This window comes from Mammaliicoccus sp. N-M50 (assembly GCF_022386995.1).
GTDB classification, from domain to species: Bacteria; Bacillota; Bacilli; order Staphylococcales; family Staphylococcaceae; genus Mammaliicoccus; species Mammaliicoccus sciuri_A.
Genome location: NZ_JAJNJA010000004.1, coordinates 64,674 through 81,699, shown reverse-complemented (window position 1 = coordinate 81,699; position 17,026 = coordinate 64,674). Strand labels below are relative to the sequence as shown.

The following is a 17,026-nucleotide window of genomic DNA, read 5'->3' as shown; positions in this document are numbered from 1 at the left end:
TCATGCTAGAAATGTCTGGTGTACATAAAGCGTTTGGCCAAAATAAAGTGTTAACTGGTGTAGATTTTAAATTAAAAGAAGCTTCAGTTCATGCACTTATGGGAGAAAATGGTGCAGGGAAATCAACTTTAATGAAGATTCTTGTTGGTATTCATGAAAAGGATGCAGGTCAAATTAATTATCACAATCAAGAAGTTGTCTTTAAAGATGCTCAAATGTCAGAAGAAGCAGGTATTACGTTTATACATCAAGAGCTTAATATTTGGCCAGAGTTAACAGTGCTTGAAAATTTATTTATCGGGAAAGAAATGCGCAATAAATTTGGCATATTAAATGAGAAGAAAATGAAGCAAGAAGCATTAAAAGTCTTTGAAAAATTAAACTTTAATATCTCATTGAAGAAAGTTGCAGGAAAATGTTCAATCGGTGAACAACAAATGATAGAAATTGCTAAAGCTTTAATGACCAATGCAAAAATTATCATCATGGATGAACCAACTGCAGCACTTACAGATAAAGAAATTACACAGTTATTTAAACTTATTAAAAATCTTCAAAATCAAGGCGTTTCATTCGTTTATATTTCACATAGAATGGCTGAGATATTTGAGATTTCTGATGAAATTACCGTTATGAGAGATGGTAAAACTGTATTATACAAACCTACAAGCGAAACCAATTACGATGAAATTGTTAAATCAATGGTAGGTAGAGACTTAACAGATCAGTTTCCAGAAAGAACCGTTGAACCAGGTGAAACATTGATGCATGTTAAATCACTTAATAATGATGAACAAGGCATCAAAGATATTTCATTCTCATTAAGAAAAGGTGAAATATTAGGATTTAGTGGTTTAATGGGCGCTGGTAGAACTGAGATTATGAGAAGTCTGTTCGGAATTGATAAAGGTCATAAAGATATAGACATTAATGGTAAATCCGTATTGATTAAGTCACCGGAAGATGCGATGAAACATGGTCTAGGCTTAATTACTGAAAATAGAAAAGATGAAGGACTGATTCTCGATTTCTCAATCGAACATAATATGGTTCTACCATCTCTTGAAAGCTTTTCAAATAAAGGATTTATTAAAGAACAAGCGACGCATGTGTTTGCAGATCAAATGAGCAAAAGGCTCAATATTAAGACGCCACGAAAAGCGCTAGTATCATCACTTTCAGGTGGTAACCAACAAAAAGTAGTATTAGCAAAATGGATTGGTACAGGTGCTCAAATATTGATTTTAGATGAACCGACAAGAGGAATAGACGTTGGTGCTAAGCGAGAAATTTATCAGTTGATGAATGAGCTAACTGAACGTGGTGTGTCGATTATTATGATTTCTTCAGAGTTACCTGAAGTTATCGGCATGAGTGATCGCGTTATTGTAGTTCAAGAAGGCAATATTAAAGGTGAAGTTGAAGGCGAAAATATAACAGAAGAAAATATTATGACATTAGCTACAGGAGGGGAATTACATGCAACAACTAACAGCTAAGACTTCATTAGTCGAAAAAATTATTCCATTTATAGGACTTATATTATTAATCGTCGTGATTAGTATTATGAACTCAGCATTTCTAGATTTATCGAATTTATTAAACTTATTAAGACAAGTTTCAATTAACGGGTTAATTGCTTTTGGTATGACATTTGTTATTTTAACTGGCGGCATAGACTTATCAGTCGGTTCGATACTCGCATTATCAAGTGCATTTACTGCAATCTTAATTACAAGTGGTTTAGATCCAATCGTAGCATTGATTGTCGGAGTACTTGGTGGCTTCTTATTAGGTGTATTTAATGGTGTATTAGTAACATTCGGGAGTATGGCACCATTCATCGCAACACTTGCAACGATGACAATATTTAGAGGTTTAACACTCGTTGTAACAGATGGTAACCCTATTACTAATTTAGGTGATAGTTATATGTTCCAACTATTTGGTAAAGGTTATTTCTTCGGAATTCCAGTACCAGCAGTCACAATGATTATTGTATTTATTATATTGGCGATTATTTTACAAAAAACAACATTTGGTAGACATACATATGCTATCGGTGGTAATGAAGTCGCTTCAAAAATTTCTGGTATTAAAGTAAACAGAGTGAAAATTTTAATTTATGGTATTTCTGGTTTAATGTCTGCATTAGCAGGTGCAATTTTAACATCACGTTTAAACTCAGCTCAACCTACAGCTGGTACTTCATATGAGTTAGATGCTATCGCTGCAGTTGTATTAGGCGGAACTTCTTTAACAGGCGGTAAAGGTAGAATTGTTGGAACGCTTATTGGTGTACTTATTATTGGTGTACTTAATAACGGTCTAAATTTATTAGGAGTATCATCATTTTACCAACAAGTCGTAAAAGGTATTGTTATTTTAATTGCTGTATTAATAGATAGAAAAAAATAATCAATTAGATTGAGGGGAAAACAAATGAAGAAATTATTAATACTATTAATGACAACTGTGTTATTTTTAGCGGCATGTTCACTTGAATCGCCTTTGAAAAAAGATAATGAAGGTAAAACAAATAAGAAAAAATCTGATATAACGATTGGTGTCAGTGTTTCAACATTAAATAACCCATTCTTCGTTTCAATTAAAGAAGGTATTGAAAAAGAAGCTGAAAAACAAGGTATGAAAGTAAAAGTAGTTGATGCAAGAGATGATTCAGCTAAACAAACAAATGATATAGAAGATTTAGTTCAACAACAAGTTGATTATTTAGTAGTCAATCCTACAGATTCTAGTGCAATTTCTAGTGCCGTTCAGTCAGCAAATAATGAAGGTATACCTGTTATTACATTAGATAGATCAGTTGATAAAGGTGATGTTGCAACATTTATCGCTTCAGATAACGTTGAAGGCGGTAAAATGGGCGGACAATTTATTTTAGATAAATTAAGTAAAAATGCTAAAGTTGCTGAATTAGAAGGTGTTCCAGGTGCAAGTGCAACAAGAGAAAGAGGAGAAGGCTTCCATAAAGTTGCCGACAAATCACTTGATGTCATTGCTAAACAAAGTGCTAAGTTTGATCGAGCAGAAGGATTAAACGTGACACAAAATATCTTACAAGCACATCCAGAAGTAGAAGCGATATTCTCACACAATGATGAAATGGCACTTGGTGCTATCGAAGCAATTGGTGATAAAGATGTAATCGTAGTTGGATTTGATGGTAATGAAGATGCAATGAAAGCAATTAAAAGTGGCAAATTAGATGCAACTGTCGCGCAACAACCTGATAAGATGGGTAAAGCTTCAGTAGACTCTATCAATAAATTGATGGACGGTAAGAAACTTGAGAAAGAAATTAAGATTCCACTTAAGCTTGAGAAAGCAGAATAAATGTTTATAAAACGATAAAGAAGGTATAAGTCTAATGTAGGCTTTACCTTCTTTTTTATGTAGATTTAAACTCTTATTTATAATTATTATAAATAAGTTGCTAAATATCGTTGACAGATTAGAATGATTATAATATAATAATTAATGTAATCAAGAAAAGATAACTACAGAGGAGTGTAAAATAAATGACAAATAATAAAGAAGTAATCGAAGCGTTAAATAAACAAGTAGCAGAGTGGACAGTATTATATACTAAATTACACAACTATCACTGGTATGTTAAAGGACCAAATTTCTTCTCACTACATGAGAAATTTGAAGAACTTTACAATGAAGCAAGTGTGTATGTTGACGATTTAGCTGAACGTATTTTAGCAATTGAAGGTAACCCAATCGCTACTTTAAGAGAAGCATTAGAATGGTCAGTTATTGAAGAAGCTGAGAAAAACTTAACTGCAAACCAAATGGTTGAACAATTATCTAAAGACTTCACAACTGTAATTGCTCAATTAGAAGAAGGTATTCAATTAGCAGAAAAAGTTAATGACGATATGACTGGTGATATGTTATTAGCAATGGTAACAAGTCTTGAAAAACACAACTGGATGTTAAAATCATTCTTAAAATAATATTGAATTATAAATACCTAATCCATGAACATATTGGATTAGGTATTTTTTAAATCATAAATGTAAACGTATTCACTTGAAATGAAAATTAAAGTAAACAGTGCTATCATGAATATAATTTCATATTGAGGGGGGATAACATGGAAGAACTCTATCATGCTTTAAAGAAACATTTAGATAATGGGCGCGTTTCTAAAGAAGTAGCGGATCTTTCAAGTTATAGTTTTGATGCTTCTTTCGGTGAATATATGCCTGATATTATTTGTCAGCCAATGTCTACTGAAGAAGTCGTGCATATTGTAAAGTTAAGTAATCAATATGACGTACCAATTTATCCGAGAGGTAGTGGTACAAGTTTAAGTGGGGGACCACTTGCTGTTCATGGTGGCATTGTGTTGGATTTTTCAAGATGGGACAATGAAATAACAGTTTACGAAAATGATTTAATGATGGAAGTTTCACCAGGCGTTATCACTGAGAAAATTCATAAAGTTGCTGAATCATATGGACTGATGTATCCACCTGATCCATCCAGTTCTCGTGTTTCAACAATTGGGGGCAACTTGGCTGAAAATGCAGGTGGACCAAGATGCTTAAAATATGGTGTCACGAAAGACTATGTTGTTGGATTAGAAGTTGTAACGGCCAACGGAGACATTATTCACTGTGGTGGACGCACAGTAAAAAATGTAACAGGTTATGATATGACGAAATTAATCGTAGGGTCAGAAGGTACGCTCGGTATTATTACAAAAGCTACTTTACAATTGATTCCTAAGCCGATTGATACAAAGACGGCAATGTTGCAGTTTGATGATTTTATTACGTCAGGTGAAGCGGTATCCAAAATTTTAAGATCAGGTATATTACCTTCTAAAATCGAAATTATGGATAAATATTGTGTTGATGCTGTATTGTCGACACACCCAATTGAGAATGTGACGGCTGATGCTGAGTCGGTATTGTTAGTCGAATTAGATGGCCATCCTTTAGCACTTGAAGCAGAAATGAAGATAATTGAAGAAACATGTGCTGCGTTACCTGGCTGTAAAGTCATCATTGCTGAAGATGAAAAACAGGCATCCGAACTTTGGGAAGTGCGTAAACTTGTGTCACCAGCTATCGTGAAATTTGGACCGACAAAGATAAGCGAAGATACAAGTGTGCCCGTCAGTCAAATTCCAGCTTTCTTTGAAGAAATTGAAAGAATCCGACAAACTTATCAATTAAATTTAGTTGTGTTTGGGCATGCTGGAGATGGCAATTTACATCCTAATATCATTACTGATAAACGTAAGCCAGAAGAAATGAAATGAGCTGAAGAAGCAGTTGCTGAAATTTTTAAAGCTTCACTGAAATTAGGCGGTACATTAAGTGGTGAACATGGTATTGGATTGTTTAAAAAGCCATTTATGTATAACGAATTTGATGAAGCAGGCATGAAATTTATGAAAGATGTAAAACAGGCATTGGACCCTAATAATCGTCTGAATCCAGGTAAAATCTTTCCAGACGAGCATGAAAGGTTTGTGTTAGTCCATGACGAATAATCTAATCGAAAAATTAGCTTATGATGCGACTTTTGATTGTGTTCAATGTGGCTTTTGTTTACCGTCTTGCCCTACATATTTAACGATGAAAGAAGAAAAACATTCTCCACGAGGTAGAATCAATCTTGTTAAATATGCAGTTGAAGGTAAAGCTGAACTTAAAGATTTAGAAGAAGCGATTGATTTATGTTTAGGCTGTAGACAATGTGAAACAGTTTGTCCAACGAATGTTCAGTATGGAGACATTTATGAATCGGCAGTCGAAGTATTACGAGAAAAGCGAAATAAAAAATTAGACACGCAAATTATGTCTGTATTTTTAGAACGTCAATATATGATAGATGCGATGTATAAAGGCTTGAAGCTCTATCATACGTCATTTGTTTCAGGGATTTTAAGTAAGACAAATGCATTGAAATTACTACCTGAAAGATTAGGGAATATGGCAATGATTTTGCCACCAGTTCAAAAAGATAAACGACCTTATCAAACACCTTTTAGAACGAAAAAAACAACAATTGGCTTTTTCAGAGGTTGTATGATGGATTCATTTTTCTCACATATCAACGATCTTGCGATAAAAATTTTAGAAGCGCATAATATTCAAGTTGTAGAAATTAAACAACAAACTTGTTGTGGCGCACTTCAACATCACGCAGGAGAAATGGATAAAGCAAGAAAATTAGCCAAATTAAATATTGAAGCGCTAGAAAAATACGATGTAGACTATTATGTCAATGCTATTGGTGGTTGTGGTGCTTCGTTAATAGAATATGATCATTTGTTGAGAAATGAAGCGGAGTGGAAAGCTAGAGCAGAACAGTTTGTTGATAAAGTGAGAGATATTTCAGTTATGTTAGAAGATATTGACTTGAACTTAGAACACCCGATTAATATACAAGCCACATATCAGCCATCATGTCATTTGCAAAACGTACAACATGTATTCAATGAACCTGAAAAAGTAATCAATCAAATAAAAGGATTAACATATAAAGTATTACCTGAAAAAGACATCTGTTGCGGTTCAGCAGGAATATATAATATCGTGAATTATGATGCATCGATGGAAATTTTAAATCGAAAAATGAGTCACGTAAAAGAAATAGAACCACAATTAATCATCACGTCAAATCCAGGATGTCACTTGCAAATGTTGCTAGGTGTTAAAAATGAAGGATTAGAAGATAAAATACAAGTCAAACATATTGTGGAAGTCGTTGCAGAAGCGTGTGGTATAGAATAATGAGGATGTCGAGATGAAGGTGAGAGATAATTGGTGCGGGTGTTAGGGACAGAATTCTGAGAAATGTCTCTAAGTGAGCGCCCACCTAATTACCAGAATTCAGAATAATGAAAGTTACAGCATTCTAACTACCACAATTCGAAATAATGGAAGTTAGCGACATCTAATTATCTAAATTCTGAAACCTAACGCAATCTATATTACTCCTTCACTTTCACAAATGAAAAGAGCTGAGACGGTAATCATCGTCTCAGCTCTCTTTTTATAATTATTCTGCGATTTCTAATGCAATTTCCATCATTTGTGTAAATGAATTTTGTCTTTCTTCTGCTGTTGTTGCTTCATCTCTTAATAAGTGGTCACTTACTGTGAAGATACCTAATGCTTTTTTACCAGCTGCTGCGGCATTTACATATAATCCTGCTGATTCCATTTCTACGCCTAAGATACCTAATCTAGCCCATTTGCTTGTTACTTCTGAGTCTGCATTATAGAAAATATCACTTGAGAAGATATTACCTACGTGAGATGTTGCGCCTATTTCGTCTGCTTTGTTTTTAGCGCTTGCTACTAAACCGAAGTCTGCGATTGGTGCGAAGTAACCTGGTACGTTGAATTGGTCAACATAACGAGAGTTCGTAGATGCACCTTGAGCGATAATAATATCGTATAAGTTGATATCTTCTTGCATAGCACCACATGATCCGATACGAATAATTGTGTCTACGTCAAAGAAATTATAAAGTTCATAAGAATAAATTCCGATTGAAGCGATACCCATACCTGAACCCATAACAGATACTTCTTTACCTTTATAAGTTCCTGTGTAACCTAACATATTTCTTACATCGTTGAATTGTTCTACATTTTCTAAAAAGTTTTCAGCGATAAATTTAGCACGTAATGGATCTCCCGGCATTAGTACTGTTTTTGCGATTTTTACACCATTTGGTTGAATATGTGGTGTTCCTTGAGTCATAACTATCTTCTCCTTTAAATAAAATAAAAGTTTTTTCATCTTAAAGATAACATTTGTTTAAATTTTTTGCGAATTTTTGTACGATAAGAGTGAAAGAAAGTGGTGAATAGGGATGGATTTACAAAAGAACAAGGATAGTATCAAGATTGCAAAGCTTTATTATCAAGAAGGTTTGAGCCAAGAAGCGATTGCGAAAAAGTTAAATATTTCAAGACCAACGATATCAAGATTATTAAATCATGCTAAAAATCAAGGCTTTGTGACGATTAAAATAGATGACCCTTATCAAGATGCAGAAAGTTTAGCTTCACTTTTAAAGGCGAAATACAATTTAAAAGATTGTGTTGTTGAACATGCATCTTATAACGATTATTCAAATATTCAAACGGCTATTGGTAAAAAGACTGCTGAATATTTAAATAAAATTGTGAAAAACGGGGATAATATTGGTATAAGTTGGGGTAAAACGATGTATCAAGTTTCTCAGTATCTAGAACAAAGTCATTTTAATGATATTGGTATTATCCAGTTGAAGGGTGGCATTAGTTTTTCAGATGTTGATACGAGAAGTCATCAAATTCTAGAAAGATTTGCTCAAGCTTATAATGCGACACCGAGAGATTTACCGTTACCCGTTATTTTTGATGTAAAAGAAGTTAAAGATATGGTTGAAAAAGACCGACATATTAAATCCATACTCGATCAAGGTAGACAAGTTGATGTTGCGATTTTTACTGTAGGAACAGTAAGAGATTCTGCCCTATTATTTAAACTTGGATTTTTGAGTGAAGAAGAAAAAGACCGACTTAAAAAATCAGCAGTAGGAGATATTTGTTCAAGATTTTATAATAGCAAAGGTGAAGTAGCAGACGAAGCTATTAATAATCGTACAATAGGTATTGATCTTGATGCGTTGAAAGGCATAGAACATTCAGTATTAGTTGCTGGAGGTGAGCATAAAGTCGCTTCTATTAGAGGTGCACTTGAAGGTAAATTGAGTAATATTTTAATTACAGATCAATACACTGCACAGGCGTTATTAGATTAGTGAACAATATTTCAGTTATCGTTTTACAAATGTTCAACAACGTTATATAATAGAGTTAATCAAAAAATATTAGGAGGATTCAACATGTCATTAGCTAAATATATCGATCACACAGCACTAAAACCAGATACGACTTTGGAACAAATTGATGCTTTATTAAGTGAAGCGAAAGAATATGGATTCAAATCAGTATGTGTCAATCCTACACACGTTGCACATGCCAAGAAAGCATTAGAAGGGACAGATGTACTTGTATGTACAGTAATCGGATTCCCTCTTGGAGCAAACACAAGTGAAGTTAAAGCATTTGAAACAGAAGATGCAATTAAAAAAGGTGCTCAAGAAGTAGATATGGTTATCAACATTGGCGCATTAAAAGACGGCAGAGATGAAGATGTTAAAAAAGATATCGAAAGTGTTGTTTCAGCAGCTAACGGTGTAACAACTAAAGTTATCATTGAAACTTCTTTATTAACAGATGCTGAAAAAGTGAGAGCATGTGAACTTGCTGTTGCAGCAGGTGCTGATTTTGTTAAAACTTCAACAGGATTTTCAACTGGTGGTGCAACTGCAGAAGATATTAAATTAATGCGTGAAACAGTTGGTCCTGATTTAGGCGTAAAAGCTTCTGGTGGTATCCGTTCATACGAAGATGTTAAAACAATGATAGATAATGGTGCAACACGTATCGGTGCTTCAGCAGGCGTTAAAATTTTAAAAGGTGAAGCGTCAGATTCAGATTACTAAAAATTAATGGTACTTGAAATAGTACCTTTAATTTTTCAAATTAAGGTAAGCGTATTCATACAAAAATTGGAGGGTATTAACGATGAGAATGGTTGATGTAATTGCAAAGAAACGTGACGGGAAAGAATTAACGAAAGAAGAAATTGAATTTTTTGTTAAAGGATATACTGCAGGCGATATTCCGGATTACCAAGCGTCTAGCTTAGCAATGGCTATATATTTTCAAGATATGACAGATGAAGAACGTGCAAACTTAACAATGGCTATGGTTGAATCAGGCGATCAAATTGATTTATCTGAAATTGAAGGCATTAAAGTTGATAAGCACTCTACAGGTGGTGTAGGTGATACAACAACACTTGTACTTGCACCTTTAGTAGCAGCATTAGACGTACCAGTCGCAAAAATGAGTGGACGTGGTTTAGGTCATACAGGTGGTACAATTGATAAACTTGAAGCGGTTGAAGGTTTCCATGTTGAAATCAGTGAACAAGAATTTATCGATTTAGTGAATAAAGATAAAGTAGCAGTAATCGGTCAAACAGGTAACTTAACACCTGCAGATAAAAAGCTATATGGCTTACGAGATGTTACAGGTACAGTCAATTCAATTCCATTAATTGCATCTTCAATTATGAGTAAGAAAATTGCAGCAGGTGCAGATGCGATTGTCTTAGATGTTAAGACTGGTGCAGGTGCATTTATGAAGACGATTGAAGATTCTGAGTTACTTGCGCATGCAATGGTTAAAATCGGGAATAATGTAGGTAGAAATACAATGGCAATTATTTCTGATATGAGCCAACCTTTAGGAAGAGCAATTGGTAATGGCTTAGAAGTGAAAGAAGCGATTGAAACATTAAAAGGTGAAGGTCCAGAAGATTTAACTGAACTTGTATTAACTTTAGGTTCTCAAATGGTTGTATTAGCTAAGAAAGCTGAAACTTTAGATGAAGCGAGAGAAAAACTTTTAGAAGTGATTCAAAATGGTAAAGCATTAGAAAAATTCAAAGTATTCCTTGAAAATCAAGGTGGAGACGGTTCTGTAGTAGATGACGTTACGAAGTTACCACAAGCACAATATACTTTTGAAGTTAAAGCTGAAACTTCAGGTTATGTATCACACATCGTTGCAGATGAAATTGGTGTTGCTTCAATGCTTTTAGGTGCAGGTAGAGCAACAAAGGATGATATAATTGACTTGGCAGTTGGTTTAGTATTAAATAAAAAAGTTGGCGATAAAGTTGAAGCGGGTGAATCGTTAGTAACGATTTACGCAAACCAAGAAGATGTTAAAGATGTAGAAGCTAAAATTTTAGAAAACATCACAATTTCTGACGAACAAGTTAAACCAACATTAATTCATAAAGTGATTACAGATTAGGAGTGTGTCAAATGACAAACCGATTTAAACGTATTCATTTAATCGTAATGGATTCAGTAGGTATTGGTGAAGCACCAGATGCTAAAGCATTCGGTGATGAAGGTTCTCATACATTAAAACATACACTTGAAGGTTTTAATGAAACATTACCAAACTTAGAAAAGTTAGGTTTAGGTAATATAGCAGACTTACCAGTAGTTCAAAAAGTTTCAAATCCAGAAGCATTCTATACTAAATTAAGTGAAGCTTCAGTTGGTAAAGATACAATGACAGGACATTGGGAAATCATGGGTCTAAATATTGATAAACCTTTTAAAGTCTATCCAGAAGGTTTTCCAGAAGAATTGGTAAAAGAAATTGAATCAATCACTGGTAGAAAAGTTGTTGCAAATAAACCAGCATCAGGTACTGCAATTATCGATGAATATGGTAAGCATCAAATGGAAACTGGAGATTTAATTGTATATACATCTGCAGATCCAGTGCTACAAATTGCAGCACATGAAGATATCATTCCTTTAGAAGAATTATATGATATTTGTGAGAAAGTAAGAGAGCTTACGAAAGATCCTAAATATCTAATAGGAAGAATTATTGCACGTCCATACGTTGGCGAGCCAGGTAACTTCACTAGAACATCAAACAGACATGACTATGCATTGAAACCATTTGGTAAAACAGTTATGAATACTTTAAAAGATGCGGATTACGATGTCATTGCAATCGGTAAAATTAATGACATTTATGATGGCGAAGGTGTTACGAAAGCTATTAGAACGAAAGATAACATGGACGGTATGGATCAATTAATCGATGTTGTGAAAAGTGATTTCACTGGAATCAGCTTCTTAAACTTGGTTGATTTTGATGCATTGTATGGTCACAGAAGAGATAAAGAAGGTTACGCACAAGCTATTAAAGACTTTGATAACCGATTAGAAGACTTACAAGCAGTATTAAATGAAGATGACTTAGTCATTATTACAGCAGACCACGGTAACGATCCAACTGCTCCAGGTACAGATCATACACGTGAATATGTACCATTATTAATGTATAGTCCAAGCATTAAAGAATATCATGAACTATCAGGTGATGATACATTTAGTTCAATTGGTGCAACAATTGCAGATAACTTTAATGTGACGCTACCTGAATTCGGTAAAAGCTATTTAAATGAGATGGGGATTAAGTAATGAATATAGTTAGACGATTATTTGGAATAGGATTTTCATTTGCAGGTGTGATGCATTTCGTAAGATCAGAAGGTTTTGAAGCAATCGTTCCAAACTATTTACCATTTAAAAAAGCGATTGTTTGGATAACAGGTGTGATGGAAATCGTATTTGGTATCATGTTAATGATCAAAAAGCCAAGTAGCTTAATGAAAAAATTAATCGAATGGTTCTTAGTAGCTGTATTTCCAGCGAATGTTTATATGGCGCAAAAGAACATCCCATTAAACGGTAAACAATTACCAAAATGGGCGTTGTGGGGTAGATTACCACTACAATATGTAATGATTAAACTAGTAAGAAAAATGTAATTTTTATATAGAGAGAGTTTGGGATATCGTATCCCAAACTCTTTTTTAATTTGTGGGTGAGCGTGATGGAGGGAATAGATGAATATTATGTTGGGGGAGTTGGGTGTTAGGTGTCGTTATTAGCAAGTTTGGCTGAAGGTGCAAATAGTGGGTGCGTTATTAGCAAGTTTGGTAAGAAGTGCAAATAGTGGGTGCGTTATTAGCAAGTTTGATAAGAAGTGCAAATAGTGGGTGCGTTATTAGCAGTTTTGGAGAGAAGTGCAAATAAGGAGCTCCTTGTTTACAGTTCAGCCGAGATTTGTAATTAAGGCGGCCCATAGTAACACTTCGGGCGAGTTTTGTAACTAAGGCGGCCCATAGTAACACTTTAGACGAGTTTTGTAACTAAGGCGGCCCATAGTAACACTTTAGGCGAGTTTTGTAACTAAGGCTATCCATAGTAACACTTCGGCCAAGATTTGTAACTAAGGCAGCCCATAGTAACAGTTCAGCCGAGATTTGTAACTAAGACTGTCCATAGTAACACTTCGGGCGAGTTTTGTAACTAAGGCGGCCCATAGTAACACTTCAGGCGAGTTTTGTAACTAACACCCCCGTTATGAACAAGTTTGGGCGAAAGTGTTCGTAAGACCCCCGTTATGAACAAGTTTGGGCAGAAGTGTTCACAACGCCCAGCGCCATTCCAACATAAAAAAGCCCAGGTCATATCCTGGGCTCTCCTTATTAATCTTCTTTAAAGATATTTTTCCAATTATCGCGTTCTGCTAAAAATTCTGTTGCTAGTTGTTGTGCGCCTTCTAATGAATGGCTTGCTGCCCATCCGCATTGTACTTCGTTACATGCTGGGACTTCTGTTGCTTGTTCTACGTCTTTAAGTGTTGCTTCTAATATAGCAAGTACGTCATCATAATCGTCATGATTGATGAATGAAGCATAAAATCCTGTTTGACATCCCATTGGACTTACGTCTACCACTTTGTCTGTATGGTTTCTAATGTTCTCAGCCATTAAATGTTCTAAGGAATGTAATGCAGGCATTTCCATATGTTCTTTGTTAGGTTGTTTAAATCGAATATCATATTTATGAATAACATCACCATTTAGTCCTTCTTTGATTCCCGCAAGTCTCACAAATGGTGCGTCTACTATCGTATGATCTAAATTAAAACTTTCTACATTCATTTTTGTCATGAAGATTCCTCCTTTGATTTCGGCATCATTATATCAAGTTAATTTTGAAAAAACAATCAATTCAGATTTCTTTTACTTTCTTTCTATGTTACTTTATAAGATAATATTAATAAATTATTCTGAAATTAGGTGATGAGATGGAGCGTTTACGTGTAGTCCCTTACGACAGTATATGGCAACACCTTTTTCTTGAAGAGAAAAAATATTTACAGTCGTTATTGAAAGAACATAGTATCAGCATTGAACATATAGGATCAACGGCTATTCCTGGATTATCTGCGAAGCCGATTATAGATATATTAATAGTTGTCAAAGATAGTAAATCAATTGATGAATTTACACATGAATTATCAGCTTTAGGATATGAATCTAAAGGAGAACGTGGTGTTATTGGTAATCGATATTTCAAAAAATATGATCATTACGGTGCAGTTTCTCACCATTTACATATTTATGATGAAGGTAGCCCACATATTTTAAGATTATTGTCCTTTAGAGATTATTTAAGAGCTTTTAATGGAGAAAGAGAAAGATATAGTCGTCTCAAGCATGACTTAGTCATTGAATTTCCTGATGACAGTGAACAGTACTATAAAGGAAAAGACAGCATGATTAAAGAATTCGAGAAAAAAGCAGAAAAATGGTACTTAAATTCCAATGATATTGCAACAAATCATTGACATATCCGAGTTAGACAGTTAGAATTAAATTCAAATTTCATACGAATTATCAAGAGAGACTGAGGGAAGGGCCCGATGAAGTCCAGCAACCTCCCATAATGGAAAGGTGCCAATTCCTACAGTTTGTTACTGGAAGATAAAAGAACGATTGGCGCACTCCTTACAAAGTAGTGCGCTTTTATATTGGAAAGGTGAATCATTAATGAGTAACTTATCGCAAAATATTATTAATTATATAGAACAAAATAGACATTTATATTTATCAATGAGTCATCAAATTCATGAACGTCCTGAGTTAGGAAATGAAGAAGTATTTGCATCACGATTATTAAGCGATCAATTAAAGAGTCATCATTTTAAGATAGAGAAGAATATTGCGAAACATCCAACAGGTTTCATTGCAACGTATGACTCAGGAAAAGAAGGTCCAACTATTGCATATTTAGCAGAATATGATGCATTACCAGGTCTCGGTCATGCGTGTGGTCATAATATTATTGGGACATCAAGTGTGTTAGCAGGTATCAGTTTGTCTAAAGTGATTGATCAAGTCGGAGGAAAAGTTGTCGTATTAGGTTGTCCTGCTGAGGAAGGGGGTATTAATGGTAGTGCAAAAGCAACTTATGTGAAAGCTGGTATTATCGATAATATTGATATTGCACTAATGGTCCATCCTGGCCATGAGACGTACGTGACAGTGCCTTCATTAGCTGTAGATGTATTTGATGTTAAATTCTATGGACGAAGCGCTCATGCCTCTGAAAATGCTTTTGAAGCGGTTAATGCGTTAGATGCTATGTTATCTTTCTTTAATGGGGTGAGCATGTTAAGACAACAAATTAAAAAGACAGATAAAGTGCATGGTGTCATATTAAATGGTGGTGAGGCAGCGAATATTATTCCTGACTTTACTCATGCACGTTTCTACACGCGTGCCACTTCTCGAAAAGAACTAGATATTCTTACTGATAAAGTGAGAAAAATAGCTGAAGGGGCAGCTATACAAACAGGCGGTACATATGAATTAAGACCAATCCAAAATGGTGTAAATGAATTCGTGATTAATAAACCACTAGACGAATTATTTAGAAAGCACGCTGAACAAGTTGGGGAAGAAGTAATTGATGACGATTTTGGTTTTGGTTCTACAGATACGGGGAATGTAAGTCATATCGTACCGACTATACATCCACACATTAAAATTGGACCATCTAATTTAGTCGGTCATACGAAAGAATTTTGCCAAGCTGCTGCAAGTACAAAGGGTGATAAGGCATTAATTAACGGTGCGAAAATATTGGCATCAATGGGATTAGAACTTATAGAGAATGTATCCCTTAGAAATGAAATCATTGAGCATCATCAAACATTAAGGGAGAACTTGTTATGAACAAAGAATATAGGAAACCACTCAATTTAACGTTAAGAGATTTATATGAAGAAGGTATTGTATATAATGCAAGACCTTCTTATGAAGATAATCCTTGGTTAAAAGCTGAAGAAGCACAATCTAATTTTTTAACAGCAAGAGAAATGATTATTAGTAATATGCCAATGATCGTTCATGAAGCGTGTTTAACAGATAATGTTAAACGAATTTTAAAATTAGTAAATGTGGATATTCCGAGCAATATATATACTTTTAAAGATAGAACGCAATATGAACATTTACTACAACAGTTAACATCTGACAATAAAAAAATATTCTTCCAATACATACATGGTCAACATTTATGTAAAGACGAAGAATATGCCGTTTATAAACCTAAATTTATAGATTTAAATAATAAATCTAAAATTGAACAATGGACGGGTGGTAAATATTTACCGAAACGTGAAATTGTGAAAGCAGAAGAATTTGAACAAGCTATTCAAAACTGGGATTTACCATTAGTCATTAAACCGGGAGACGAGTTACCTACAGCAGGTGGGTATGGTGTAATGATTTGTTATAATAAAGCGGATTTAAAGAAAGCAACAAATAGAATTAAAGAAGCATCAGATACAAAATACATTATCATCGAACAATTCATTGAAGAAATTGATAATTATTGTGTTCAATACGTATATAGTGAAAAGACGGGTATACAATATATAGGTGCTGTTAAACAGCTTACAGATGAATATGGCTTCTACAATGGTAATGTGAATTCAAATCATGTACCACAAAGTGTTATAGATGCTGGGTATGAAATTATGAAAAATGGTGTTGAGCATGGTTATAAAGGTGTATCAGGGTTTGATCTTCTCGTAGATAAAAACCATGACGTTTATGCAATTGATTTAAACTTCAGACAAAATGGTTCAACAAGTATGTTATTACTTAAAGATCGTTTACATGAAGGTTTTCATAAATTTCTAAGTTATCATTCAAAAGGAGATAACACGCATTTCATCAATACAATAGAACAATTCATCAAAAATGGCCACCTCTATCCACTTGCATACTATGATGGTGACTATTTCGGAAAAGACAACGTAAAATCAAGATTTGTTGGAATTTGGCATGCAAAAACTGAAGAAAAGGCATTAGAACAAGAGCAACTTTTTCTAGATGCATTAAGTAGTCAAAATAAATAAAAAATTTTTTACAATTTAACTTCTTTTATATTGACTTATACCTAATACGTATAATATATTTTATTGGGATTAAATATAAAGAAAAGGGT

15 protein-coding genes, 1 pseudogene and 1 riboswitch are annotated in these 17,026 nt (G+C 34.2%); of the genes and pseudogenes, 14 read left to right on the top strand and 2 right to left on the bottom strand.

Features of this window, described 5'->3' with window-relative positions; translation table 11 throughout:
- The first annotated feature begins 2 nt into the window (after window positions 1-2).
- The 6 genes and pseudogenes from LQ622_RS07715 (at window position 3) to LQ622_RS07690 (ending at window position 6,782) form a co-directional block, all read left to right on the top strand.
- Window positions 3-1,499, top strand: coding sequence for a sugar ABC transporter ATP-binding protein (locus LQ622_RS07715; protein WP_204188447.1), 1,497 nt, complete (start codon window positions 3-5; stop codon window positions 1,497-1,499).
- Window positions 1,480-2,418: an ABC transporter permease subunit gene (locus LQ622_RS07710; protein ID WP_037588979.1), complete on the top strand. Its 939-nt coding sequence runs from the start codon at window positions 1,480-1,482 to the stop codon at window positions 2,416-2,418. Before LQ622_RS07715 ends, LQ622_RS07710 begins: the two co-directional genes overlap by 20 nt.
- A gap of 24 nt (window positions 2,419-2,442) precedes the next feature.
- Window positions 2,443-3,357 (top strand): D-ribose ABC transporter substrate-binding protein, encoded by a 915-nt coding sequence (locus tag LQ622_RS07705; RefSeq protein WP_191836466.1) that lies wholly within the window; start codon window positions 2,443-2,445, stop codon window positions 3,355-3,357.
- Between the two features lie 185 nt (window positions 3,358-3,542).
- Entirely contained in the window at window positions 3,543-3,986 is a 444-nt protein-coding gene (locus LQ622_RS07700) for a Dps family protein (RefSeq protein WP_025906400.1), read from the top strand.
- Window positions 3,987-4,126: 140 nt separating this feature from the next.
- A pseudogene (locus LQ622_RS07695) lies at window positions 4,127-5,536 on the top strand (FAD-binding oxidoreductase).
- Window positions 5,526-6,782: a (Fe-S)-binding protein gene (locus LQ622_RS07690; RefSeq protein WP_239762102.1), complete on the top strand. Its 1,257-nt coding sequence runs from the start codon at window positions 5,526-5,528 to the stop codon at window positions 6,780-6,782. Before LQ622_RS07695 ends, LQ622_RS07690 begins: the two are co-directional and overlap by 11 nt.
- Before the next feature lie 268 nt (window positions 6,783-7,050).
- Here the strand turns inward: LQ622_RS07690 and deoD are convergent, their stop codons facing one another.
- A complete protein-coding gene (gene deoD, locus LQ622_RS07685) occupies window positions 7,051-7,761 on the bottom strand; it encodes a purine-nucleoside phosphorylase (RefSeq protein ID WP_025906394.1) in 711 nt (236 codons plus the stop codon).
- A gap of 112 nt (window positions 7,762-7,873) precedes the next feature.
- On the opposite strand from deoD, the gene LQ622_RS07680 reads away from it, so the two are divergent.
- From LQ622_RS07680 to LQ622_RS07660, 5 genes are all read left to right on the top strand, one after another.
- Entirely contained in the window at window positions 7,874-8,809 is a 936-nt protein-coding gene (locus LQ622_RS07680; RefSeq protein WP_126477248.1) for a sugar-binding transcriptional regulator, read from the top strand.
- Between the two features lie 84 nt (window positions 8,810-8,893).
- Window positions 8,894-9,556: a deoxyribose-phosphate aldolase gene (gene deoC, locus LQ622_RS07675; RefSeq protein ID WP_159315422.1), complete on the top strand. Its 663-nt coding sequence runs from the start codon at window positions 8,894-8,896 to the stop codon at window positions 9,554-9,556.
- 82 nt (window positions 9,557-9,638) lie between these two features.
- On the top strand, window positions 9,639-10,940 hold the full coding sequence (locus LQ622_RS07670) for a pyrimidine-nucleoside phosphorylase (RefSeq protein WP_037589816.1): 1,302 nt from the start codon (window positions 9,639-9,641) through the stop codon (window positions 10,938-10,940).
- 11 nt (window positions 10,941-10,951) lie between these two features.
- Window positions 10,952-12,136: a phosphopentomutase gene (deoB, locus tag LQ622_RS07665; protein ID WP_025906387.1), complete on the top strand. Its 1,185-nt coding sequence runs from the start codon at window positions 10,952-10,954 to the stop codon at window positions 12,134-12,136.
- Complete coding sequence (locus LQ622_RS07660; RefSeq protein ID WP_025906386.1) at window positions 12,136-12,486, top strand: DoxX family protein; 351 nt, start codon at window positions 12,136-12,138, stop codon at window positions 12,484-12,486. Before deoB ends, LQ622_RS07660 begins: the two co-directional genes overlap by 1 nt.
- A gap of 723 nt (window positions 12,487-13,209) precedes the next feature.
- Here the strand turns inward: LQ622_RS07660 and LQ622_RS07655 are convergent.
- Window positions 13,210-13,677 carry an S-ribosylhomocysteine lyase gene (locus LQ622_RS07655; RefSeq protein ID WP_025904442.1) on the bottom strand — a complete coding sequence of 156 codons (468 nt, stop codon included), beginning with the start codon at window positions 13,675-13,677 and terminating at the stop codon, window positions 13,210-13,212.
- A 137-nt stretch (window positions 13,678-13,814) separates the two neighbouring features.
- On the opposite strand from LQ622_RS07655, the gene LQ622_RS07650 reads away from it, so the two are divergent.
- From LQ622_RS07650 to ldmS, 3 genes are all read left to right on the top strand, one after another.
- The gene (locus tag LQ622_RS07650; protein ID WP_025904443.1) at window positions 13,815-14,357 is read left to right on the top strand and encodes a GrpB family protein; all 543 of its coding nucleotides are present in this window, start codon (window positions 13,815-13,817) and stop codon (window positions 14,355-14,357) included.
- A gap of 43 nt (window positions 14,358-14,400) precedes the next feature.
- A riboswitch (SAM riboswitch) is annotated at window positions 14,401-14,500 on the top strand.
- A 59-nt stretch (window positions 14,501-14,559) separates the two neighbouring features.
- Window positions 14,560-15,747 (top strand): M20 family metallopeptidase, encoded by a 1,188-nt coding sequence (locus LQ622_RS07645; protein WP_037589813.1) that lies wholly within the window; start codon window positions 14,560-14,562, stop codon window positions 15,745-15,747.
- Window positions 15,744-16,937, top strand: coding sequence for an L-aspartate--L-methionine ligase LdmS (gene ldmS / locus LQ622_RS07640; RefSeq protein WP_239762104.1), 1,194 nt, complete (start codon window positions 15,744-15,746; stop codon window positions 16,935-16,937). The genes LQ622_RS07645 and ldmS overlap by 4 nt, the downstream gene beginning before the upstream one ends.
- The last annotated feature ends 89 nt before the right edge of the window (window positions 16,938-17,026 follow it).